The sequence below is a fragment of the Mycobacterium sp. genome, from assembly GCF_035633495.1.
Classification (GTDB): domain Bacteria; phylum Actinomycetota; class Actinomycetes; order Mycobacteriales; family Mycobacteriaceae; genus Mycobacterium.
On the sequence record NZ_DASQEU010000004.1, the window covers coordinates 61612 to 83531 of the forward strand.

Below are 21920 nucleotides of genomic sequence, written 5' to 3' on the forward strand. Positions count from 1 at the left end.
CGCTCCTTTCGGGGGCGGCACGCGAAGGGTGGATCCAGATGGCATCGGGACCGACATCGCAGGGAATCGTAGTCGGGGTCGACGGCTCACCCGCCTCACGGACAGCGGTCGAGTGGGCCGCGCGAGACGCCGAGATGCGCAACGTGCCACTCATGGTGGTGTATGTAGTCGCGCCCTTCGTGGCAGCGGGCGCGCCGGCGTTTGCCGGGCCTGCCGAATACTCGCAATGGCAGGAAGAAGAAGCGCGTCAGGCGCTGGAGGCCTCGCACGAGATCGCCGTCGAGGCCGCCTCGGCCGGTCGCGAATCGCAAACCTCGAGTGAGGTGCTCGACGGCCCGATTGTGCCGACCCTGGTGGACCTGTCCACGCGGGCCGACGTGGTGGTTGTAGGCTGCCGCGGTATTGGTGCGGTCGGCCGCGCACTGCTCGGTTCGACGAGCGACAGCCTCGTGCGCCACGCACACTGCCCGGTGGCGGTCATCCACGAAGAAGACGCGCTGACCACGCGCCAACCCCACGCCCCCGTCGTCGTGGGGATCGACGGTTCACCGTCCTCGGCATGGCGACGGAGATCGCCTTCGACGAAGCGTCTCGGCGAGGAGTGGAGTTGGTAGCCGTTCACGCCTGGAGTGATATGGGGCCGCTCGAGTTCGGGAGCTTCGGCCGGGCGCCGATCGAATGGGCGAACCTCAAGATCGAGGAGCAGGAGGTCCTGAGCGAGCGCTTGTCGGGATGGCGAGAGCGATACCCCGACGTCGTGGTGCACAAGATGGTCGTCAGCGATCGGCCGGTACCTCGCCTGATCGAGCAGGCCGAGACCGCTCAGCTCCTGGTCGTGGGCAGCCGGGGGCGCGGTGGATTCACCGGCATGTTGTTGGGCTCGGTTAGCAGGGCGGTCGTCAACTCTGCCGAGATTCCGGTGATCGTTGCCCGAACGCCCAAATAGCCTCGACGATCACGGAGATAATCACCCCATGGAATCCAGCACCGTGGCATGTCCGCACTGTGGGCAGCGCAATCGCGTTCCCGTAGGCGGCAGGGGCAGGCCCCGCTGCGGCCAGTGCCAGCATTGGTTGCCATGGATCGTCTCGGCCGGCGACGGAGACTTCGCCGACGTCGCGGAGGGAGCAGCGGTGCCGGTGCTCGTCGACCTGTGGGCCACCTGGTGCGGACCGTGCCGGATGGTCAGCCCGGCGTTGGAGCAACTCGCCGGCGAGCGCGCCGGATCATTGAAACTCGTCAAAGTCGACGTGGACGCCGCGCCCGCGCTCTCGCAACGATTCGAGGTCCAGGCCGTTCCCACGCTGTTGCTGATGGACAGCGGCCGCATCCTGGCCAGGAAGTCCGGTGCGGCTCCTGTGGCCGCCCTGCGAACCTGGCTGGATGAGGCACTCGCAAAGTAGCCGCGGGAGTTCGCCAAGGCCAGGCGCACGGGGAGGCGTTCGCTGGGGCGGGATGCCGCAGCTGTCCCTGCAGGGCCCCAGACGGCGTGCCTGTTCTGCTTCGCGATCGAGGTCGTCGGCGCCGCCTCCTTGACCACGGGGACCAATCTGGGCGATCCCACCGGGGTTTTTCACCAGCGAACTCGCCGCACCGCTGGCCAAAGCCGCACCGCCGGCCATCGTGATCGGCCCCATTTCGGCCAACGCGATCAACATCTATTCCGGGCTGCACAGTCTAGGAAACGCAAGCATTACGCGACCAATGCGAGACCATGCGCCAATCGAACGTGTGCCACCAACAAAGCTGCTGTTAGTTGGAGCGGGCGACGGGAGTCGAACGGGCCCGCGCAGGGTGCCCGTGGCCTCCTGAGGCCAGCAGCTGCTGCCTTGGCTGTGAGGACGGCGTCAACCCGGTATATACCTAGGGGGGTATAGTCGTGGTATCGGAGCAACGAGGCAATGAAGGGTCACGTCATCGTGAGATGGACACTGAATCGCACCGCATCCCTGCTGGGCGCCGTCGCACTGGCGGTGGTCGTCACCGCGCCAACTGCCTCGGCGGCCGAAGGCCAGTCCTGCCTGCGCACCGGAGGATCGACCGACTGTCAGGCGACGGGCAATGTGCAGATCTACGCCTCGCCGGACTCTTTGCCAGCGGTCGGCAGCCACTCCGACCCCAAGTGGCGTGGCCTGGGCTATGACCCGAAGTGGGACGGCTTCCAGCGGTGATGTGTGACTCGGCGATGCTTGCCGCGACGATTCGTGCACTGCCCGGTGGACGCCCATCTACTCTCGTGGGGGAAGCGAACCCTCGGCGGCACTCGATCGATGCGGGATCACGGCATCGCCCGCAGGCCGATCACCCGCAATGGCATCGCCGCGTGGGCTGGTAGCTGTGGAGCGGGCGACGGGAATCGAACCCGCGTAGCTAGTTTGGAAGACTAGGGCTCTACCATTGAGCTACGCCCGCGTTAACACTGCACGGGAGACTGTACCGGCGCCGCCGTATTCAAATCCAATTGAAGGCGTTGCGAGGTCAGCCCGTAGTATTCCGACGGCAGTGAAGCACGGGGTGTAGCGCAGCTTGGTAGCGCATCCGCTTTGGGAGCGGAAGGCCGCAGGTTCGAATCCTGTCACCCCGACCGGACGAACGACACCCACGTCGAGACACAGACATGCAAGGAGCAACGCCGTGAAGAGCACCGTCGAGAAGTTGAGCCCGACCAGGGTTCGCATCAACGTGGAGGTGCCCTTCACCGAACTGCAGGGCGACTTCGACCAGGCGTTCAAGGAACTGGCCAAGACGATTCGCATGCCGGGATTCCGGCCGGGCAAGGTTCCCGTGAAGCTGTTGGAATCGCGCATCGACAAGCAGGCGATGTTGGACCAGGTCGTCGGCGAGGCCGTTCCGGCCCGCTACAGCGAGGCCGTCGCGAGCTCGGACGTGCAGCCCCTCGGGCAGCCCGAGATCGAGGTCACCAGCAAGGAGTACGGCGGAGACCTGACGTTCACCGCCGAGGTGGACGTCCGACCCGAGATCACGCTGCCCGAGCTGTCCACGCTGACGTTCACCGTCGACCCGATCGAGGTGTCCGACGACGAGGTCGACGCCGAGCTGCAGAACCTGCGTGCCCGCTTCGGCACCCTCACGGGCGTCGAGCGTGCCGCCGAGGACGGCGACTTCGTGTCGATCGACCTGTCCGCGACCGTCGACGGTGAGGACGTCCCCGAGGCCAAGACCGAGAGCCTGTCCCACGAAGTCGGCTCGGGCCAGCTCATCGAGGGTCTCGACGAAGCCATCACGGGGCTGAAGGCCGACGAGACGCGCGTCTTCCCGACCACGCTGGTCGCAGGCGATCACGCCGGCCAGGAGGCTCAGGTCACCGTCACCGTCAAGTCGGTCAAGGAGCGTGAACTTCCTGAGCCCGATGACGAATTCGCCCAACTCGCAAGCGAATTCGACACCATCGACGAGCTCAAGGAGAGCCTCGCCGATCAGGTGCGGCAGACCAAGCGCATCGGCCAGGCCGAGCAGATCCGCGACAAGGCGCTCGAGACCCTGCTGGAGCAGGTGGAGGTGCCGCTGCCCGAGGCGATCGTGCAGGCGCAGGTCGACGACACAGTTCACAACGCCATCCACGGCCTAGACCACGATGAGGCCAAGTTCGAGGAAGCGCTCGCCGCCGAGGGCAGCAGCCGCGAGGAATTCGACGCCGACAACCGCTCGAATGCGGAGAAGGCCGTCAAGACCCAGCTGTTGATGGATGCCATCGCCGACCAGCTGGACATCCAGGTCGGTCAGAACGACCTCACCGAGCGCCTGGTGCTCATGTCGCGGCAGTACGGCATCGAGCCGCAGCAGCTTCTGCAGGTGCTGCAGCAGAACAATCAGCTGCCCGCGATGTTCGCCGACGTCCGCCGTGGGCTGACCATCGCGGCCGTGGTCCACGGTGCGACCGTCACCGATTCCGAGGGCAACGAAGTCGACACGACGGAGTTCTTCGGAACGTCCACGCCCGAGGCGGAAGCCGACGTCGCCACCGACGTGACCGCTGACGACGCCGCTGACGATGACGAGGACGACGAGGCCAAGTGACGCTGTGAGCGAACGCTCGCCCGTCGAGGAGTGGTCGCCGCGCAGGTTTGGTTAGTGTCAATGGCAGAGTACGAAAACTCGAGAAAGCAGGTATTCCAGTCGTGACTGACATGCGTTCGGGCGCGTCGGGGCTCAACCTCATCGACTCCGTCTATGAGCGGTTGCTGGCCGAGCGGATCATCTTCCTGGGAACCCAAGTCGACGACGACATCGCCAACCGGCTGTGCGCGCAGATTCTGCTGCTCGCCGCCGAGGATCCCACCAAGGACATCAACCTCTACATCAACTCGCCCGGTGGCTCCGTCACCGCGGGCATGGCGATCTACGACACGATGGTTCTCGCGCCGTGCGACGTCGCGACGTACGCGATGGGCCTCGCCGCGTCGATGGGTGAGTTCCTTCTCGCCGCAGGCACCAGGGGCAAGCGCTACGCCCTGCCGCACGCGCGCATCATGATGCACCAGCCGAGTGCGGGCATCGGTGGCAGTGCCGCGGACATCGCGATCCAGGCCGAGCAGTTCGCTCTGACCAAGAAGGAGATGAACCGGCTCAACTCCGAGTTCACCGGTCAGACGCTCGAGCGCATCGAGACCGACGCGGACCGCGACCGTTGGTTCACGGCCCCCGAGGCGTTGGAGTACGGCTTCGTCGACCACATCATCACCCACGCCAACTTCAACGGGAGTGCCTCATGACTCAGCCTCAGGCGCGCTACATCCTTCCGTCGTTCATCGAGCACTCCAGCTTCGGCATGAAGGAGTCCAACCCGTACAACAAGCTGTTCGAGGAGCGCATCATCTTCCTCGGCGTGCAGGTCGACGACGCCTCGGCGAACGACATCATGGCGCAGCTTCTGGTGCTGGAGTCACTCGATCCCGACCGCGACATCACCATGTACATCAACTCCCCGGGCGGCTCGTTCACGTCGCTGATGGCGATCTACGACACCATGCAGTACGTGCGTGCCGACATCCAGACGGTGTGCCTCGGTCAGGCCGCTTCGGCCGCCGCCGTGCTGCTCGCCGCGGGTACCCCGGGCAAGCGGATGGCGCTGCCCAACGCCCGCATTCTGATCCATCAGCCCGCCGTCGGCGGAGCGATCCAGGGTCAGGTCTCCGATCTGGAGATCCAGGCCAGGGAGATCGAGCGCATGCGCACGCTGATGGACACGACTCTGGCCCGCCACACCGGCAAGGATGCTGCCGTCATCCGCAAGGACACCGACCGCGACAAGATCCTCACCGCGGCGGATGCCAAGGACTACGGGATCATCGACACGGTCCTGGAGTACCGCAAACTGTCTGCGCAGCCCGCCTGACCGACCGTCCGGCGCGACCGCGATTCTCCGAGTCACCCTTCGCCGGGCGCGGGTACGGTGGTCGCAGAACGCTCTCGTAATGGTTGCGACGACGACACGCCAACGGCGCGCGGTGCGTTCCGGAGGGCTACCGGCGATGGCAGGGGATATGTTCTCCATCAACGCAGGCAAGTATCAACGGCGCTATTCGGCTTTATCGGTCGCAAGGTGCCGGAACATACGGGTAGCGTCGGGAGCACACCCGAGGTGATCCACCAAACCGAGACATACCGACGGCGATCAGGAAAGTAGGGCCGCAGGACAATGGCGCGCATTGGAGACGGCGGTGACCTGCTGAAGTGCTCGTTCTGTGGAAAGAGCCAGAAGCAAGTCAAGAAACTCATTGCCGGCCCCGGCGTGTACATCTGCGACGAGTGCATCGATCTCTGCAACGAGATCATCGAAGAGGAACTCGCCGACGCCGATGACGTCAAGCTCGACGAGTTGCCCAAGCCCGCGGAGATCCGCGAATTCCTCGAGGGCTACGTCATCGGTCAGGACACCGCCAAGCGCACGCTGGCCGTCGCGGTCTACAACCACTACAAGCGCATCCAGGCGCAGGAGAAGTCACGCGATTCGCGTGCCGAGCTCGTCGAGCTGGCCAAGTCCAACATCTTGATGCTCGGCCCCACCGGCTGCGGCAAGACGTACCTGGCGCAGACGCTGGCCAAGATGCTCAACGTGCCCTTCGCGATCGCGGACGCCACCGCGTTGACCGAGGCCGGCTACGTCGGCGAAGATGTCGAGAACATTTTGCTCAAGCTGATCCAGGCCGCCGACTACGACGTCAAGCGCGCCGAGACCGGCATCATCTACATCGACGAGGTCGACAAGATCGCCCGTAAGAGCGAGAACCCGTCGATCACGCGTGACGTCTCCGGCGAGGGTGTGCAGCAGGCGTTGCTGAAGATCCTCGAGGGCACGCAGGCTTCGGTTCCGCCGCAGGGTGGCCGCAAGCACCCGCATCAGGAATTCATTCAGATCGACACCACCAACGTGCTGTTCATCGTCGCGGGTGCCTTCGCGGGCCTGGAGCGGATCGTGTCCGACCGGGTCGGCAAGCGCGGCCTCGGCTTCGGTGCCGAGGTGCGCTCGAAGGCGGAGATCGACACGCAGGACCACTTCGCGGAGGTCATGCCGGAGGACCTGATCAAGTTCGGGCTCATCCCTGAGTTCATCGGCCGCCTGCCGGTCGTGGCGTCCGTGACCAACCTCGACAAGGAATCGTTGGTCACGATCCTGTCGGAGCCCAAGAACGCGTTGGTCAAGCAGTACAACCGACTGTTCGAGATGGACGGCGTGGAGTTGGAGTTCACCCCCGACGCGCTGGAGTCCATCGCCGACCAGGCCATTCACCGTGGCACCGGTGCTCGCGGGTTGCGCGCGATCATGGAAGAAGTCCTGCTGCCGGTGATGTACGACATCCCCAGCCGCGACGACGTGGCCAAGGTCGTCGTGACCAAGGAGACCGTCGAGGACAACGTGCTGCCGACGATCGTGCCCCGCAAGCCGCCGCGTACCGAGCGCCGCGACAAGAGCGCCTAGCTTCTCTCGAGATTGCCCTGAGGGTCGTGAATCCGCGTGATTCACGACCCTCAGCGCAATCTGGGTGCGGCTACGAGTCTGTGCCTGGCGCCTTGGTCCAGTCGTAGGGCAGGAACTTGCCGTCGAAGGTGACGACGACGCGATCGCCCGCCGGATGTTCCTTCTTGTCGATGTCGACGCCGAGGTTGATGGCGCTCATGATGCCGTCGCCGAACTGCTCGTGGATCAGCTCCTTGATGGCTCCACCGTAGACCGAGAGCGCTTCGTAGAACCGGTAGATCGTCGGGTCGGTGGGCACCGCGGTCGGCAACCCGCCGCGCATCGGCACCGCGGCGAGCACCGGTACCACGGCGTCGTCGAGGCCGAGCATCTCGGTCAGGATGGCACCCATCTCCGGCGGGATCGGATGCTGGCCGAGCAACGCAGCCGTCGTCCACACGACCGGGCGGTCGACGGCGTCGGCGAGCTGCTGCCAAGTAAGCGCCTTGGCGAGCCGGGCCGCGACGATCTGCTGGGTGATCTCGTCTCTCGTCGTACCTCAGGGGATCACAGATGTGAAGGGTGCGCGCGGGCACGGAGTCGGCGTTCCCCGATGACTTGGTCGAGCAGCACGGCGATCTCGGCGACTCCGTCACGGCGGGCGTAGGCGCACTGCAGGTTCCGCGCCGCCGTCCGGTACGCGTCGTCTTCGAGCACCTGGCGCACTGCGCGCCGCACCACCCCCGCGGTGGGGACGCCGGTGCGCAGGTTCACTCCGGCGCCAAACCATTCGACGCGTGCGGCGACCTCGGGCTTGTCCTCGGTGTTGCCCGCCACGATCAGCGGCACGCCGGTCATCAGCGCCCGTTGCACGGCGCCGTAGCCGCCGTTGGTGATCATGACGTCCACCGAGGGCAGGAGAACGTCGTGGGGGATGAACTCCGCGACGAACGTGTTCGAGGGCAGCGGCCCGCGGAGCTGGGAGACCGGTCGCCCGCCGGTGGTCACCACGAGGGTGACGTCTTCGTCGGCGAGCGCCTCGATGGTCGGCTCGATCAGCCGGCCGAGGTCGGCATTGTCGATGGTGCCCTGCGTGACGTGGACGACGGGACGGTCGCCCGACAACTCGTGCCACCACGGCGGCGGGACGAAGCCGTCGGCGGGTTCGGGGCTGACCGCGCCGACGAACCGCACGTGGTCGGGCAGATCGCCGCGGTGGTACTCGAACTCCGGGACCGTGGGCACGATCAGCCGATCGGCGAGGATGGCCGAATCCAGCACGAAGACAGGCAGTTTAGGCAGACCGAGCGCCTTGAGCATGGTCTCGGCACTGCGATGGGACGCGCGCAGGAGGAACTTCTGCGCCACGACGTTCAGCGCCCGGTTGCGCAGTCGTCCCATCGCGCCCGCGCCGGGCAGGATGCCGGTGCCGCTGGGCGCGGTGTCCCGGCTGGAGAGCAACAGTGGCGTGGTCGTATAGGTCAGCACCGGAGGCCGGAGCGCGGGGTCGCCCAGCAGCATCGGCAACACGCCCAGGAAGAACGCGTCGGCCAGGATGGCGTCGAACCGCGTGCCCGCCATCAGCTCGTCGATGGCGGCGGCCTGATGCGGCAGCGGTCGCACGAAGACGTGCTTGACGTCGAAATTGACGCGAGCGATTCCCGACGTTGCGGCGCGACCGGGCAGGTCGTCGAAGGACGAGTCGTCGTAGTCGGCGCCGTACGGCAGCGCGTGTGGCGTCGCACCCGTGGCGCGGACCTTGTCGGCGTACCGCGCCGAGGTGAGGAAGGTGACGTCGTACCCGCGGACCACGAGGTCGCGCGCCACGTTCAGCAGGGGGGCGACGTGACCGACGGGTGGACATGCTGCGATCAGGATCTCTGGCATGGGTATTGGCTCCCTCGTGTGGGTTCGTACGTGCATCGACGGGAGTCGATGTTTCGCGACGAGGGGGTGGTCGGGCTTGGAGACTGTGTGGAGAACGGGTGGAGATTGCGCGAAGACCGGTCAGTGCTTGACGCGGTCCGGCCGGGTGTAGACGTTCATGGACTCGCCGCGGAGGAACGCGACCAGGGTCAGGCCGGCCTGAGCGGCGAGGTCTACGGCAAGAGACGACGGGGCGGAGACGGCGGCGAGGACGGGAATGCCCGCCATCACCGCCTTTTGCGTCAGCTCGAACGACGCGCGTCCGCTGACGAGCAGGACGGTCCCCGTCAGCGGAATGCGGTCGTTCTCCACCGCCCAGCCGATGACCTTGTCGACGGCGTTGTGCCGTCCGATGTCTTCGCGGACGACCAGCATGGTGCCGTCCACATCGAAGAGCGCAGCACCGTGCAGACCACCGGTGGTGGCGAAGATCCGTTGCGCACCGCGAAGTTGATCGGGCATGGCCGACAACCTCTCCGAGGTGACGACGGTGGGGTCGTCACCGGGGGAGTATCGGGTGATGAGCCGGATGGCGTCGATCGAGCCCTTGCCGCAGACCCCGCAGGCCGACGTGGTGTAGAAGTTGCGCGTCACGTCCACGTCGGGCATGGCGACGCTCGGTGCCAGCGTCACGTCGAGCACGTTGTAGGAGTTGACCCCGTCCTCGCCCGCGCCGCGGCAGTATTGCACGGTGGCGATGTCGTCGCGCTGGCCGATGACGCCCTCGGTGAGCAGAAAGCCTTGAGCCAGTTCGACATCGGACCCGGGGGTTCGCATCGTCACGGTGATCGCGGTGCCGTTGACGCGGATCTCCATCGGCTCCTCGACGGCCAGCGTCTCGGGCCGAGTGGTCACCGCGTCGGCGGTCAGATGGCTGGCCCGGCGGCGGGCGGTGACCCTACCCACGGGCTTCGAGCCGGATCAGCACTGCCTTGGAAACCGGCGTATTCGATCTGGCCGCGACGTGATCCAAGGCGACCAGCGAGTTCGTCTCGGGGTAGTAGGCCGCGGCGTTGCCGACCGGTGTCGAATACGGCACGACCAAGAAGTCCTCGGCGCGCCGCTCCTCGAGTTTGCCTGTCGCGTCGGTGAATTCGGAGACGAGGTCCACGCGCGCACCGTCGCTGAAGCCGAGTGAAGCGATGTCGAGCGGGTTGACGAAGATCACCCGGCGGCCCCCTTTCACACCGCGGTAGCGATCGTCGAGCCCGTAGATCGTCGTGTTGTACTGGTCGTGGCTGCGCAAGGTCTGCAGCACCAGCCGACCCTGGGGAACCGGAATCCATTCCAGCGGGTTCACCGCGAAGTTGGCCTTGCCCGTGGCGGTGGGGAACTCGCGGGAATCACGTGGCGGGTGGGGGAGCTGAAAGCCATCTGATTGACGGACCCTCCGGTTGTAGTCCGCACAGCCGGGGACCACGGCGGCGATCGCATCGCGGACCCGGTCGTAGTCGGCCTGGAAGGCTTCCCACGGCACCGGGTGGTCCTTGCCGAGGAGGGCGCGGGCCAGCTGGGAGACGATCGCGACTTCGCTGCGCACCTGATCGCTCGGTGGCTGCAGGCTACCTCGGGAGAGGTGAACCATCGACATCGAATCTTCAACGGAGACTTGCTGTTTGGCGCCCGACTGAAGGTCCTTGTCGGTGCGGCCAAGGGACGGCAGGATCAGCGCCGTCGTCCCGTGTACGACGTGACTGCGGTTCAGTTTGGTCGAGACCTGCACGGTGAGCGCACAGCTGCGCAAGGCCTTCTCGGTGACCTCGGTGTCCGGCGTGGCCATCGCGAAGTTGCCGCCCATTCCCATGAACACCGAGGCGCGGCCGTCCCGCATCGCTCGGATGGCGTCGACGGTGTCCATCCCAGGCTTGCGTGGGCTGACGATGCCGAATTCCGCGTCCAGTGCGGCCAGGAACGTCTCGGGCATCTTCTCCCAGATGCCCATGGTTCGGTCACCCTGCACGTTGGAGTGCCCGCGCACCGGGCACACGCCCGCGCCGGGCTTTCCGATCATGCCGCGCAGCAACAGCAGGTTGGTGAGTTCGGAGATCATCGGCACCGCATGACGGTGCTGAGTAAGGCCCATGGCCCAGCACGCGATGGTGCGCTCGGACGAGATCATCATCCGCGCGACCCGCTCGAGTTGTGGGCGGTCGATGCCGGTGGCCTCGAGCACGGTGTCGATGTCGACGGCCCGGGCTTGTGCCTCGTATGCCTCGAAGTTGGCGCAGTGCTGGGCGACGAAGTCGCGGTCGATCACGGTGCCGGGCGCGCGGTCGTCGGCTTCGAACAACAGCCTGCCCAGTCCCGCGAACAGCGCCATGTCGCCGCCGAGCCGGATCTGCACGAACTCGTCGGCGATGCCGATGCCGTGGCCGACGACGCCGTGGACCTTCTGCGGATCCTTGAACCGCATCAGGCCGGCCTCGGGCAGCGGGTTGATCGCGATGATCTGCGCGCCGTTCTCCTTGGCCTTCTCCAGTACCGACAGCATGCGGGGGTGGTTGGTGCCGGGATTCTGCCCGGCGATGAGGATGAGGTCGGCGTCCTCGAGGTCCTCGACGGTGACGGAGCCCTTGCCGATGCCGATCGACTCGGTGAGAGAGGCGCCCGACGATTCGTGGCACATGTTCGAACAGTCCGGCAGATTGTTGGTGCCGAAACTGCGGACGAGCAATTGGTAGAGGAAGGCCGCCTCGTTGCTGGTCCGTCCGGACGTGTAGAACACCGCTTCATCGGGGCTGCGCAGCGCGCGCAGGTGTTCGGCGATGACGTGGTAGGCGTGGTCCCAGCTGATCGGTCGGTAGTGATCGTCACCGGCTCGCAGTATCACCGGATGGGTGAGCCTGCCCTGCTGGCTGAGCCAGTATTCGGGCCGATCGGCCAGGTCGGCGATCGAGTGGCGAGCGAAGAAGTCCGGTGTGACGACGCGCTTGGTGGCCTCTTCGGCGACGGCCTTCGCGCCGTTCTCGCAGAACTCGGCGAACTTGCGGCCGCCGTGTTCCTCCGGCCAGGCGCAGCCCGGGCAGTCGAACCCCTTGCGCTGGTTCAGCCGGACGAGGGCGGCGGCGGTACGTAGCGGTCCCATCGACGTCAGGCCGCGTTGTAGCGACACGATTACCGCGCGCACTCCGGCAGCCTCGTGCTCGGCGCCGGTGGCGACGGCGGCGCGCTCGTCGTACTCCACCGGGATGTCGTGGGTGACATCGCGGCCCGTCATCCGATGCCGAATTCCCATGGCTTCTAATCTATGCCGGTCCGTCGACGATCTGCACCACGCCGCCGGTGACGCCCGCGACGAAGAGGCGGCCGGTGGTGGAGTCGACGCCGAGTGTGTACGGATTCTGCACCGTCGCGACGCGCGCGACCTCTCGCGGAGTCTCGGACGCCATGTCGTAGCCGATCACTTCGTTGGTGCCCGACGAGGCCACCCACAAGCGGTCGCGCACCGCGTCGTAGGTGATGCCGTAGGGCCCGCCGGGCTGGGGCACACTCGCCACTTCCCGCGGCTCCGTCGTGAAGACCCGCACCGCGTCGCCCCGGGTGTCAGTGGCGATGAGCCGACCATGTTTGTCCGCGACCAGATGGGTGGGGCCGGCCCCCGCGGGGGTGGAGCCGACGATGGTGAGCGTGTCGGCGTCGTACACCGTCAGATCGTTCTTGCGCACGTCCAGCAGCCCCATCGCGGTGCCGACGGGCGCCAGGCCTGCGGGCTGGACGCTGTCGGTGAACACCTTCACGATGTCGTCGCCGCGGATCGCGGTGACCGTGCCGCCGAGCTCGTTGGCCACGAACAGTGTTCCGTTCGGTGCCTCGGACGCGTCGTGCGGGACGGTGCCGGTGATGATCTGCGGTTCGGCTGCGCCTCCCGGGAGGTCGACGCGAACCAGGGCGTCGGCGCTCTCGACGGGCACCAGGACGGGTCCGCCGGGCTTGGCGAGTTGGAGGTGGCGGACGAAGCCGGGCAGCGGGACGCGCTTGACGACGTCGCCGGTGTCGGCGTTGAGAAGCACCAGTTCGTTGGGATTGCGCGTGGCGATGGCAACCGTCCGGGTCACCGCATCGACGACTACTCCCTCTGGGGCGTCGCCCACCGGCATGATGCGACCCGGTGGCGTTCCGCTCGGCGCGGGCGCCCGTTGCGGCTCGGCGGGCGGTGGCAGAGCGTCCGCGGGGGGACGGGTGCCCTCGGTGGGTACGCCGGTTGGTAACAAGCCCGTGGTGGTTGGGGTGCCCAACGAGGCAGATGAGTCAGGCGTTGACGCTGGTGGCGTCCCGCCGCATGCGGAGACGGTCAGGCATATGACTGCGAGAAGGGGGGCGGCAACGGACTTCATGGTTCCTGGGTACCCGCATTCTGTCGGTGACGCGCGCGTAACAGTCCCGGAACCTGGCGTTTCTAATGTAGGCCGGTCTAGTCCGCGAACCAGTTGCGGACACACGCGTTGATAGGAACTCAATTGAGCGGAAATGCGGTCCGTCTGCAGGCGATCAACAATGTCGAGGCCTACGTGCCTCCAGCGATCAGCTTCGACCCCACCGAGGCGCCCGGCGAGATCTTCGGTGCCAACGTCTTCACCTTGGCCGAGATGCGGCTGCGGCTGCCCAAGTCGGCGTACAAGTCCGTCGTCGCGACCATCGAGAAGGGCGCCAAGCTCGATCCGGCCATTGCCGACTCCGTCGCCTCGGTCATGAAGGACTGGGCGCTGTCGAAGGGCGCCACCCACTACGCGCACGTCTTCTACCCGATGACCGGGCTGACCGCCGAGAAGCACGACAGCTTCCTCGAGCCCGTTGGTGACGGACAGACGCTGGCCGAGTTCGCGGGCAAGACCCTGATCCAGGGCGAGCCCGACGCGTCCAGCTTCCCCTCGGGCGGCCTGCGCAGCACCTTCGAGGCGCGCGGCTACACCGGTTGGGACGTCACCAGCCCGGCCTACATCCTGGAGAACCCGAACGGCAACACGCTGTGCATCCCGACGGTGTTCGTCTCGATGACCGGTGAGGCGCTCGACTACAAGACGCCGCTGCTGCGCAGCCAGCAGGCCATGGGTACGCAGGCCGAGCGCATCCTGAAGCTGTTCGGGCACGAGAACTTCGATCACGTCGTGTCGTTCTGCGGCCCCGAGCAGGAGTACTTCCTGATCGACCGGCACTTCTTCCTGGCGCGCCCCGACCTGATCAACTCGGGCCGCACCCTGTTCGGCGCCAAGCCGCCCAAGGGTCAGGAGTTCGACGACCACTACTTCGGCGCCATCCCCGACCGGGTGCTCGGCTTCATGATGGATACCGAGCGCGAGCTGTTCAAGCTCGGCATCCCGGCCAAGACCCGCCACAACGAGGTCGCTCCCGGTCAGTTCGAGATCGCCCCGATGTTCGAGCGGGCCAACATCGCCGCCGACCATCAGCAGTTGTTGATGACCACGTTCAAGACCATCGCCAAGAAGCACGGCATGGAATGCCTGATGCACGAGAAGCCGTTCGCCGGTGTCAATGGGTCGGGCAAGCACGTCAACTTCTCGCTGGGCAACGCGCAGTTCGGCAGCCTTCTGGTGCCCGGTGACACCCCGCACGAGAACGCCCAGTTCCTGGTGTTCTGCGCCGCGGTCATCCGCGCGGTGCACAAGTTCGCCGGCCTACTGCGGGTGTCGGTGGCCTCGGCCACCAACGATCACCGCCTCGGTGCGAACGAGGCCCCGCCTGCGATCATCTCGATCTTCCTCGGCGATCAGCTGGCCGATGTGTTCGAGCAGATCGCCAAGGGCGCGGCGACTTCGTCAAAGGGCAAGGGCAGCATGATCATCGGCGTCGACACGCTGCCGGTGCTGCCGACCGATCCGGGTGACCGCAATCGCACCAGCCCGTTCGCCTTCACCGGCAACCGCTTCGAGTTCCGCGCGCCGGGTTCGGGGCAGACCATCAACGTCCCGATGATCATCCTCAACACGATCATGGCCGACTCGCTGGACTACATGGCCACGTGGCTGGAGAGTGCCGTCGGCGGCGGCGAGGACTTCGACACCGCCGTGCAGAAGCTGCTCACCGAGATCATCACCGAGCACGGCGCCGTGGTGTTCAACGGCGATGGCTACTCGGAGAATTGGCAGGTCGAGGCTGCCGCGCGGGGTCTGCCGAACCTCAAGACGACGCTGGACTCCATTCCGGAGCTGGGGAAGCCGGAGGCGATCGAGGTCTTCGAGAAGTACGGCGTCTTCAATGCGCGCGAGCTGCACAGCCGCGAAGAGGTCCGCTACGAGATGTACGTCCTCACCGTCAACGTCGAGGCGAAGCTTACGCTCGAAATGGGATCGACCGTGATCCTGCCCGCGGCGATGCGCTACCAGACCGAGCTGGCCGCCAACGTCGCGACGCTCAAGGCGGCGGGGATGGAGCCGGACACGACCATGTTGGGGGCAGTCTCCACGCCGATCTCGGAACTGATCGGCGCGCTGACGGCTCTGAAGACGGCGATGGGTGAGCATGGAGGGGACTCCGCCGCCGCGGAGGCAGCGCATGCACAGAGCCTGTTGGGATTGATGGACGCGGTCCGTACGGCCGCGGACACGCTCGAGGGCGTGGTGGCCGACGACATGTGGCCGCTGCCCACCTACCAGGAGATGCTCTACATCCTCTGAGCGCTGCTATTCCGCCGACGCCGGCGCCTCGGACACCCGGGGTGCCGGCGTTGTCGTCGGGCCGTAAGGCCAAGACCAGGGGTTCCATCCGGGATCGGCTCAGTCATCCTTCGACCAAGAGACATTGCTGGGGTAGCGGGAACCAACGCAATGATTCGAAGTGAGCCGGTAGGCCGGTGACGCCGTCGGGGACCTCGTCTGGGCGGGCCTGCAGAAGGGCGTGGGCCTCTCGGAGGTGATCGATGAGGGCTGATTCGCCGAGGGTGGCGCAGTCCGTCGGGCATTGCAGGGTGCCGGAATCATCGTAGGAAAGATCGGCGAGCCGAAGGGGCGGCTGAGCGGGGCCCGTGCGGTGGTGCCACAGGCCGGTGTTCGGATGGAAGATGTAATCGGTGAGCAGGCGGTGGCCGTACCAGGCCAGTAGTTCCACGGCGTCGATCAGGTAATCGCGCACGGTCTCGGATATGAAGTAGTTGAAGTTGATCCGGGTCCAGCCGGGTTTGATTCCCTCACAACCCAACTCGATTGCGTCGCGGTAGGCGTGGGAATGTTGCGCGTCTATGGTGAGAAGCCGATGCCCGTAGGGGCCGGCGCAGGAGCAGCCACCACGGGCTTGGATGCCGAATACGTCGTTGAGCAGCGCTACGACGAAGTTGTGGTGCAGGTAGCGCTGCGTGCCGGAACGGATCCGGAAGGACACGATGGAAAGGCGTTGAGCCTCAGGATGACCGAGGATTTCGATGTTCGGGTGGGTCTGCCAGCGGTTCAGGGCCCGACACCAAAGTTGCTGTTCGCGCTGCTCGATGAGGTCGGTGCCCACGGCGTCCTTGAGCGCGAAAACCAGTCCAGCCCTGATTGACTCGATGATGGCCGGGGTGCCGCCCTCTTCGCGGGCGACGGGGTCATCGAGGTAGCGGTGTTCTGTCGCGTCAACGAATGCGACCGTTCCTCCTCCCGGCGCGGTTGGTACGGCGTTTCGCACCAGGTCTCTGCGGACCACGAGAACACCCGGGGTCTGTGGCCCACCGATGAACTTGTGCGGTGAGATGAAGACGGCATCCTTGTGATCATCGCGGCCGGAAGCGCTGTCACGCATCCGCATCGGGACGTAGGGACCGGCAGCTGCATAGTCCCAGAAGGACAAGGCACCGTGCGCGTGCAGCAGGGTGGCGATTCGGTCGGTGTCCGATAACACCCCGGTGACATTGGAGGCTGCTGAGAAGCTGCCGATGCGTAGTGGTCGGTCGGCGTAGTGGACGAGCCGTTGCTCCAGTTGTTGCAGATCGATGTGCCCGTCGGCGTCCTCGTCGATCACCACCAGATCGGCGATGGACTCCCGCCACGGCAACTCGTTGGAGTGGTGTTCGTAAGGGCCGATGAAGACCACCGGTCGTTCCTGGTCGGGGATCTGTTGGTTCCATCGGTAACGCTTGGCCAGCCCGGACGGGATGCGCAGTTCGAGGATGTCGACCAACTTGTTCACCGCCGCCGTCGCCCCTGAGCCGCAGAAGATCACCAGATCGTTCTCGGTGGCACCCACCGCGTCGTGGATGATCTGGCGCGCATCTTGCCGTAGCAGTGAGGTCTGTAGTCCCGTACCGGAGCTTTCGGTGTGGGTGTTGGCATAGCGCGGTAACACGTGCCCTCGGATGAAGTCCTCGAGGAAATCCAGCGACCGACCAGACGCGGTGTAGTCGGCGTAGGTGATCCGGCGTCGACCGTACGGTCCGTCGAGCACCGCGTTCTCACCGATGACCCCCCGCCGGACCCGGTCGAGTAAGGGAGAGGTCGGTAGCGGCGACACCGGATCGCCCTCACCCCTAGCGATGGTGGTCACGTGGTCACCCTCCTCTCGGGTAGCGAACCAGGACTCCGCCACCGCCAGTGTCGTTCCGGTGCGTGGTGCCACACCAGGGTCATAAGTCTCTGCTGCTTCATATTCTTGCGGCATATGTTGGGCACATGACAGATCACGACCACCACTCCGCCGTCCTCACCGAACTGAAGCCGGAGCATCGGGCGCTGCGGCAGATGATTCCCGAGGTCTACGACCGGTTCGGCGAGTTGAGCCGGGCCGCAATGGGCACCGGCGCGCTCGATGCCAAGATCAAGGAACTGATCGCGATGGTGATCGGAGTCGTCGAGGGCTGCGACGGATGCATCGCTTCGCATGCGCGTGGTGCGGTCCGCGCGGGTGCCACCAAGCAGGAGGCGGCCGAGGTCATCGGCGTCAGCATCATGATGCATGGTGGCCCGGCCACCATCTACGGCGCGCGCGCCTACACCGCCTTCTGCGAGTTCGCCGATGCCAGCGAAGGTCAGTCGACGTGACGGGGAGTGGCCAAGCAAGCCACCAGTCCCTGCGATGACGATCGCGACGCTTGCCGCCACGAGCGTGGGAAGCGGATCCGTTGGCAGCGAGGGTTTTTCCTGGTGTCGCTCTCCGACGTGAACCTGCCGCCTCCGTCGGGGTCCGGCGTGGTGGGCGTCCCGGGCGAGCGCGCAGGATGCATCGACGGCCCGGCGGTCGGCCGGGTAACCTCGCCGCCATGCGCACGGTCGAGGTCTTTGCTGACGTCTTGTGTCCGTTTACTCACGTCGGGCTACGCACACTGGTCGACCGGCGCAGCCACTGCGGCCTTACCGAACCGCGCCTACGTATCCGGGCCTGGCCGCTCGAGCTGATCAACGGCATGCCGCTCGACCCGCACCACATCGACACGGAGATTTCGGCGCTGCGCGCGTCCGTGCGCCCCGACCTGTTCGCGGGCTTCTCCGTCGATGCCTTCCCGAGCACTTCGATGGCCGCGTACGCGCTGACCGCCGCGGCGGACCGCACCGGCGATCTCGTGCTGGTCGAGGAGGTCGGCTTGGCGCTGCGCAACGCGGTGTTCGAAGAGGGGCTCGATATCGGGCGCCCCGAGGGTATCGAACCGATCGCCGACCGCTTCGGCATCGAACCCCTCGACGCCGAGGCCACGTCCGCCGCGGTCCACGCCGATTGGGACGAGGGACGCGCCCGCGGCGTGATCGGCTCGCCGCATTTCTTCACTGACGACGGCGGGGACTGGTTTTGTCCCGGCCTGGCCATCAGCCGCGATGACGTCGGCAATTTCCTCATCGCCTGGAAACAGGGCACGGAGGCGTTCGTTGAACGCGTCTTCGGCTGAGCGCGAACGGCTTACGGTGGGGGAGCGCCGTGGCCATATCCTACGCGAGCGCGTCTGCACGTCTCGGGTGGTGGCCGCCCAGCTGTAGTGGGAACTCGTCGCTTTCTCGATCAGACGACGGTGCCGGCCGTACCGTCGTCGCGAATCACGGGTTGCCCGGTCTCCTGCCACGCCCCCATGCCACCGACCAGGTTGTAGACGGTAACCCCGACCGCCGCGAGTTTCGTTGCCGCCGAACCGGATCTGTTGCCCGACCGGCACACCGCGACAACGGGCGGGGTCGTGTCGAAGGTGTGCGGGTCGAGGTCGCCAAGTCGCACATGGACGGCGCCGGGAGCATGTCCGGCTGCCCACTCGTCGTCCTCGCGAACGTCGAGCAGAATGGCGCCGGACTCGTCGACCAGCCCCATCGCCCCGATCGGATCGACTTCCAATACGTCCATCACGCCTTGCCTTTCACGCGGATCGCAGACTCGATGTCGTCGGCGGGGATCTCCTTGGTGCAGAAGAACCAGTCTTCGCAATGCAGCCCATCGGCTTGTTCGGACATCCGCTGCGCGGCGGTGCCGCAGGAGCCCGCGGGTGGCACGATGACCGGCTCGCCCGGGCGCCAGTCGGCTGGAGTGGCGACCGCGAAGTGGTCGGCGGTCTGCAGGGCCTGGATGACGCGCAACAGTTCGTCAAAGTTGCGGCCGAGGCTAAGCGGGTAGTAGATGACGGTCCGGATCGTGCCTTCGGGGTCGATGACGAAGACCGCGCGTACTGCCTTGGTCGAGTCCTCGCCCGGCATGATCATCCCGTACTTCTCGGCGATCTTCATCGATACGTCCTCGATGAGCGGGAAGGTGACTTCGACGTTCTTCATGTCTCGGAAGGTGATCTTGTCCTTGATGGTGCGCAGCCAGGCGATGTGGCTGTAGAGCCCGTCGACGGACAGGCCGACCAGTTCGGTGTTGTAGGCCGCGAACTCCTGCTGCATCGAGGCGAAGGTCATGAATTCGCTGGTACAGACCGGGGTGAAGTCGGCGGGATGGGAGAAGAAGATGACCCACTTGCCGGCGTAGTCGGCGGGAAAGTTGATGTCGCCCTGGGTAGTTACCGCGGTGAAGGCCGGTGCCGGTTCGCCGATGCGCGGCATGCCCGTGGTCGTAGTGGGAATTTCGTTGGTGGTCATTGCAATCCATTCTCTATTTCTCAAGTGGTTCTATTGGTGGTTGCTTGCGGTGGTGCCCTCGACGAGCAGCGAGCGCAGCGCCCTAGTGGCGAACGCTACGCTCCGTTCGTCAGGGTCCAGTCGGGGTCGGAATCCCACGGCTGGAAGTGAAGGAGGACGTCGACGGCCTGACGGTCGCCTTGTGGTCTGAGCAGGTGGGCCAGTTCGACGACGCGCATGCCTTGGCTTGCCCGGGCCAGATCGGCGATGCCGGGCAGAATAGCGGGATCGGCCGGCCCTCCGACGCCGTAGACGAAGTTCTCCAGGGCGTGGCCGAGATAGAGCAGGTGCCCGTCGGGGCGGAGCCAGGTTCCCGCGGTGGTGATGACGGCGACGAGTTCGTTGATCGGTAGGTGTAGGAAGCTGATCACCACCAAGTCCGCAGGCTTGGCGGGCTGCCAGGCTCTGGCGTCGCCGACCGTGTAGGAGATGTCTTCGCCGTCATCCGCGCCACTCGCCACTTCGATCGCCACGGGCGAGAAGTCGACGGCTTCGACCTCCCAGCCGGACTCGGCCAGGTACCGGGTGTTGCGGCCGTCTCCGCACGCGAGATCGATGGCCCGTCCGGGACGCAGTGCTGCGCATCGGGACATCAATGCGTGTGGGGGCGCTGAGCCCCAGGGGTGTTCGAGGCTGGCATAGCGCTCGTCCCATGATGTCGAGTCCACGTGTCGTGCCTTTCATCGACGGGTCAGGGTTGCCCATGCGGTGTCGTTGGGTCGCGGGCTAAGACAGTGTTAGGAAGAGCTTTTCGAGTTCGGCCTCGGTCATTGGTGGTGTGCCGTGGGCGGTGGCGCCGGTGGCGCATTCGCGCATTCCGGTAGCGACGATCTTGAAGCCGGCGCGGTCGAGGGCCTTGGAGACTGCGGCGAGTTGGGTGACGACGTCCTTGCAGTCGCGGCCGTGTTCGATCATGGAGATGACCCCGGCGAGTTGTCCTTGGGCGCGCCGCAGCCGGTTGAGTACCGCGGTGGCGGCGTCTTGGTCATCTGTCATGTGGTGTCCTTCTGTGTGTTCGATGGGATCGGGGGTGTCCCGCGGTGGCACGTGTCGGGCGCCGGCCGGGTCAGCTGGTGGCCGCGGGGATGTGGTCATGGCGGATGAGTCGGCGTAGTGGGCAGAATCCGTTTCGGTTGCAGGCGAAGTACATTGCGCCGGCGATGACGGTCAGCGCGGCGGTGGCCACGCCGACGGCCAGGTGGATCTCCTGGGCGAGGATGACCGAGGACATGACGAGCACGAACCAGCCGAACGCCTTGCGTAGCGCTTCGGGATCGACCTTGGCGGTCAGACGAGCGCCGATCAGGGCACCGCCGACTGCCGCTGCGGTGACGGCGAGCGCCACCGTCCAATCGATGTGAACGCTGGACAGGTATCCGCCCAAACCGGCGAAGGACTTCATCGCGATCACGACCAGCGAGGTGCCGACGGCGATGGGCATCGGCAGACCGCCGAGCAGCGCAAGGGCGGGTACCACGAGGAACCCGCCGCCTGCACCGACGAGACCGGTGACCAGCCCGACCACGAGGCCCTCGGCGAGGATCTTGGGGACGGGCATGCGGTGCCCGGCGTCGGACGCGGCCACGTTCTTGCGTCCGCGCAGCATGGCGATGGCGGTGGCGATCATCATCAGGGCGAACCCGATGAGCAGGAACGTTCCGGGAATGAACCGGGCCAGTACGCCGCCGAGGTAAGCGCCGGCCATGCCGGCGCCGCCGAAGATCAGTCCGGTGCGCCATTGCACGCGGCCCGCCTTGGCGTGTGACACGGCGCCGACCGTGCTGGTGACCCCCACCACGAGCAGTGACGTGGCGATGGCCTGTTTGGCGTCCATGCCGGCCACGTAGGCGAGCAACGGGACGGTCAGAATCGATCCGCCGCCGCCGAGCAGACCGAGGGCGATGCCGACGAACACGGCAAGGGCAACGGTCAAGGCGATCATTTCGGTTACGTCGCCTTCTGGTCGGTGGGGGGGCCGACGAGTTGGGAGACGACCGTTTGAGCGTCGCAGGTGGCGCCGCGGTTGTAGGGCAGCTTGGACAGGGCCATGCCCATCGCGC

General features: G+C 66.1%; 20 protein-coding genes, 2 tRNA genes and 2 pseudogenes. 11 read left to right on the plus strand and 13 right to left on the minus strand.

All coding sequences use genetic code 11. From position 1 onward, the window contains the following. Positions 1-38: 38 nt before the first annotated feature. From VET27_RS00895 to VET27_RS00905, 3 genes and pseudogenes are all read left to right on the plus strand, one after another. Positions 39-946, plus strand: a pseudogene (locus VET27_RS00895) (universal stress protein). Positions 947-974: 28 nt separating this feature from the next. After that, entirely contained in the window at positions 975-1403 is a 429-nt protein-coding gene (gene trxA / locus VET27_RS00900) for a thioredoxin (protein ID WP_526514502.1), read from the plus strand. Positions 1404-1919: 516 nt separating this feature from the next. Further along, positions 1920-2171: a hypothetical protein gene (locus tag VET27_RS00905; RefSeq protein ID WP_526514503.1), complete on the plus strand. Its 252-nt coding sequence runs from the start codon at positions 1920-1922 to the stop codon at positions 2169-2171. 167 nt (positions 2172-2338) lie between these two features. Here the strand turns inward: VET27_RS00905 and VET27_RS00910 are convergent. Then, positions 2339-2412, minus strand: a tRNA-Gly gene (locus VET27_RS00910). A 98-nt stretch (positions 2413-2510) separates the two neighbouring features. Here VET27_RS00910 and VET27_RS00915 point away from each other — a divergent pair. From VET27_RS00915 to clpX, 5 genes are all read left to right on the plus strand, one after another. After that, positions 2511-2584, plus strand: a tRNA-Pro gene (locus VET27_RS00915). A 50-nt stretch (positions 2585-2634) separates the two neighbouring features. Beyond that, entirely contained in the window at positions 2635-4038 is a 1404-nt protein-coding gene (gene tig / locus VET27_RS00920) for a trigger factor (RefSeq protein ID WP_526514504.1), read from the plus strand. Between the two features lie 92 nt (positions 4039-4130). Continuing rightward, on the plus strand, positions 4131-4733 hold the full coding sequence (locus VET27_RS00925; RefSeq protein WP_526514521.1) for a ClpP family protease: 603 nt from the start codon (positions 4131-4133) through the stop codon (positions 4731-4733). Further along, complete coding sequence (locus VET27_RS00930; RefSeq protein WP_526514505.1) at positions 4730-5356, plus strand: ClpP family protease; 627 nt, start codon at positions 4730-4732, stop codon at positions 5354-5356. The genes VET27_RS00925 and VET27_RS00930 overlap by 4 nt, the downstream gene beginning before the upstream one ends. Positions 5357-5659: 303 nt before the next feature. Next, positions 5660-6940, plus strand: a complete 1281-nt coding sequence (gene clpX, locus VET27_RS00935; RefSeq protein WP_526514506.1) for an ATP-dependent Clp protease ATP-binding subunit ClpX — start codon at positions 5660-5662, stop codon at positions 6938-6940. A gap of 70 nt (positions 6941-7010) precedes the next feature. Here clpX and cynS read toward each other — a convergent pair whose 3' ends face one another. The 5 genes from cynS to VET27_RS00960 form a co-directional block, all read right to left on the minus strand. Beyond that, positions 7011-7460, minus strand: coding sequence for a cyanase (gene cynS, locus VET27_RS00940; RefSeq protein ID WP_526514522.1), 450 nt, complete (start codon positions 7458-7460; stop codon positions 7011-7013). A 26-nt stretch (positions 7461-7486) separates the two neighbouring features. Then, on the minus strand, positions 7487-8806 hold the full coding sequence (locus tag VET27_RS00945; RefSeq protein WP_526514507.1) for a glycosyltransferase: 1320 nt from the start codon (positions 8804-8806) through the stop codon (positions 7487-7489). 120 nt (positions 8807-8926) lie between these two features. After that, the gene (fdhD, locus tag VET27_RS00950; RefSeq protein ID WP_526514508.1) at positions 8927-9751 is read right to left on the minus strand and encodes a formate dehydrogenase accessory sulfurtransferase FdhD; all 825 of its coding nucleotides are present in this window, start codon (positions 9749-9751) and stop codon (positions 8927-8929) included. After that, entirely contained in the window at positions 9744-12080 is a 2337-nt protein-coding gene (locus VET27_RS00955; protein WP_526514509.1) for an FdhF/YdeP family oxidoreductase, read from the minus strand. The genes fdhD and VET27_RS00955 overlap by 8 nt, the downstream gene beginning before the upstream one ends. Positions 12081-12090: 10 nt before the next feature. Beyond that, positions 12091-13080 (minus strand): YncE family protein, encoded by a 990-nt coding sequence (locus VET27_RS00960; RefSeq protein WP_526514510.1) that lies wholly within the window; start codon positions 13078-13080, stop codon positions 12091-12093. 222 nt (positions 13081-13302) lie between these two features. On the opposite strand from VET27_RS00960, the gene VET27_RS00965 reads away from it, so the two are divergent. Next, positions 13303-15477 carry a glutamine synthetase III family protein gene (locus VET27_RS00965; RefSeq protein ID WP_526514511.1) on the plus strand — a complete coding sequence of 725 codons (2175 nt, stop codon included), beginning with the start codon at positions 13303-13305 and terminating at the stop codon, positions 15475-15477. A gap of 103 nt (positions 15478-15580) precedes the next feature. Here the strand turns inward: VET27_RS00965 and VET27_RS00970 are convergent, their stop codons facing one another. Beyond that, on the minus strand, positions 15581-17314 hold the full coding sequence (locus tag VET27_RS00970; RefSeq protein WP_526514512.1) for an aminotransferase class V-fold PLP-dependent enzyme: 1734 nt from the start codon (positions 17312-17314) through the stop codon (positions 15581-15583). A 125-nt stretch (positions 17315-17439) separates the two neighbouring features. Between VET27_RS00970 and VET27_RS00975 the strand changes: the two genes are divergently transcribed. Further along, the gene (locus VET27_RS00975) at positions 17440-17808 is read left to right on the plus strand and encodes a carboxymuconolactone decarboxylase family protein (protein WP_526514513.1); all 369 of its coding nucleotides are present in this window, start codon (positions 17440-17442) and stop codon (positions 17806-17808) included. A 218-nt stretch (positions 17809-18026) separates the two neighbouring features. Then, positions 18027-18647, plus strand: a complete 621-nt coding sequence (locus tag VET27_RS00980; RefSeq protein WP_526514514.1) for a DsbA family oxidoreductase — start codon at positions 18027-18029, stop codon at positions 18645-18647. 110 nt (positions 18648-18757) lie between these two features. Here VET27_RS00980 and VET27_RS00985 read toward each other — a convergent pair whose 3' ends face one another. From VET27_RS00985 to VET27_RS01010, 6 genes and pseudogenes are all read right to left on the minus strand, one after another. Further along, a complete protein-coding gene (locus VET27_RS00985) occupies positions 18758-19090 on the minus strand; it encodes a rhodanese-like domain-containing protein (RefSeq protein ID WP_526514515.1) in 333 nt (110 codons plus the stop codon). After that, the gene (locus VET27_RS00990) at positions 19090-19821 is read right to left on the minus strand and encodes a peroxiredoxin (protein WP_526514516.1); all 732 of its coding nucleotides are present in this window, start codon (positions 19819-19821) and stop codon (positions 19090-19092) included. Before VET27_RS00990 ends, VET27_RS00985 begins: the two co-directional genes overlap by 1 nt. 95 nt (positions 19822-19916) lie before the next feature. Further along, a complete protein-coding gene (locus VET27_RS00995; protein WP_526514517.1) occupies positions 19917-20528 on the minus strand; it encodes a class I SAM-dependent methyltransferase in 612 nt (203 codons plus the stop codon). 58 nt (positions 20529-20586) lie between these two features. After that, a complete protein-coding gene (locus VET27_RS01000) occupies positions 20587-20856 on the minus strand; it encodes a metal-sensitive transcriptional regulator (protein ID WP_526514518.1) in 270 nt (89 codons plus the stop codon). 70 nt (positions 20857-20926) lie between these two features. Further along, entirely contained in the window at positions 20927-21802 is an 876-nt protein-coding gene (locus tag VET27_RS01005; protein ID WP_526514519.1) for a sulfite exporter TauE/SafE family protein, read from the minus strand. Between the two features lie 5 nt (positions 21803-21807). Continuing rightward, positions 21808-21920: pseudogene (locus tag VET27_RS01010) on the minus strand (rhodanese-like domain-containing protein); the annotation flags it as partial.

What these genes read in the sequence shown, in the direction of transcription:
- trxA (WP_526514502.1), top strand. Translation starts at nt 975, where the DNA reads ATGGAATCCAGCACCGTGGCATGTCCGCACTGTGGGCAGCGCAATCGC.
- VET27_RS00930 (WP_526514505.1), top strand. Translation starts at nt 4,730, where the DNA reads ATGACTCAGCCTCAGGCGCGCTACATCCTTCCGTCGTTCATCGAGCAC.
- clpX (WP_526514506.1), top strand. Translation starts at nt 5,660, where the DNA reads ATGGCGCGCATTGGAGACGGCGGTGACCTGCTGAAGTGCTCGTTCTGT.
- VET27_RS00945 (WP_526514507.1), bottom strand. Translation starts at nt 8,806, where the DNA reads ATGCCAGAGATCCTGATCGCAGCATGTCCACCCGTCGGTCACGTCGCC.
- VET27_RS00955 (WP_526514509.1), bottom strand. Translation starts at nt 12,080, where the DNA reads ATGGGAATTCGGCATCGGATGACGGGCCGCGATGTCACCCACGACATC.
- VET27_RS00975 (WP_526514513.1), top strand. Translation starts at nt 17,440, where the DNA reads ATGACAGATCACGACCACCACTCCGCCGTCCTCACCGAACTGAAGCCG.
- VET27_RS00980 (WP_526514514.1), top strand. Translation starts at nt 18,027, where the DNA reads ATGCGCACGGTCGAGGTCTTTGCTGACGTCTTGTGTCCGTTTACTCAC.
- VET27_RS00985 (WP_526514515.1), bottom strand. Translation starts at nt 19,090, where the DNA reads ATGGACGTATTGGAAGTCGATCCGATCGGGGCGATGGGGCTGGTCGAC.
- VET27_RS00990 (WP_526514516.1), bottom strand. Translation starts at nt 19,821, where the DNA reads ATGACCACCAACGAAATTCCCACTACGACCACGGGCATGCCGCGCATC.
- VET27_RS01000 (WP_526514518.1), bottom strand. Translation starts at nt 20,856, where the DNA reads ATGACAGATGACCAAGACGCCGCCACCGCGGTACTCAACCGGCTGCGG.
- VET27_RS01005 (WP_526514519.1), bottom strand. Translation starts at nt 21,802, where the DNA reads ATGATCGCCTTGACCGTTGCCCTTGCCGTGTTCGTCGGCATCGCCCTC.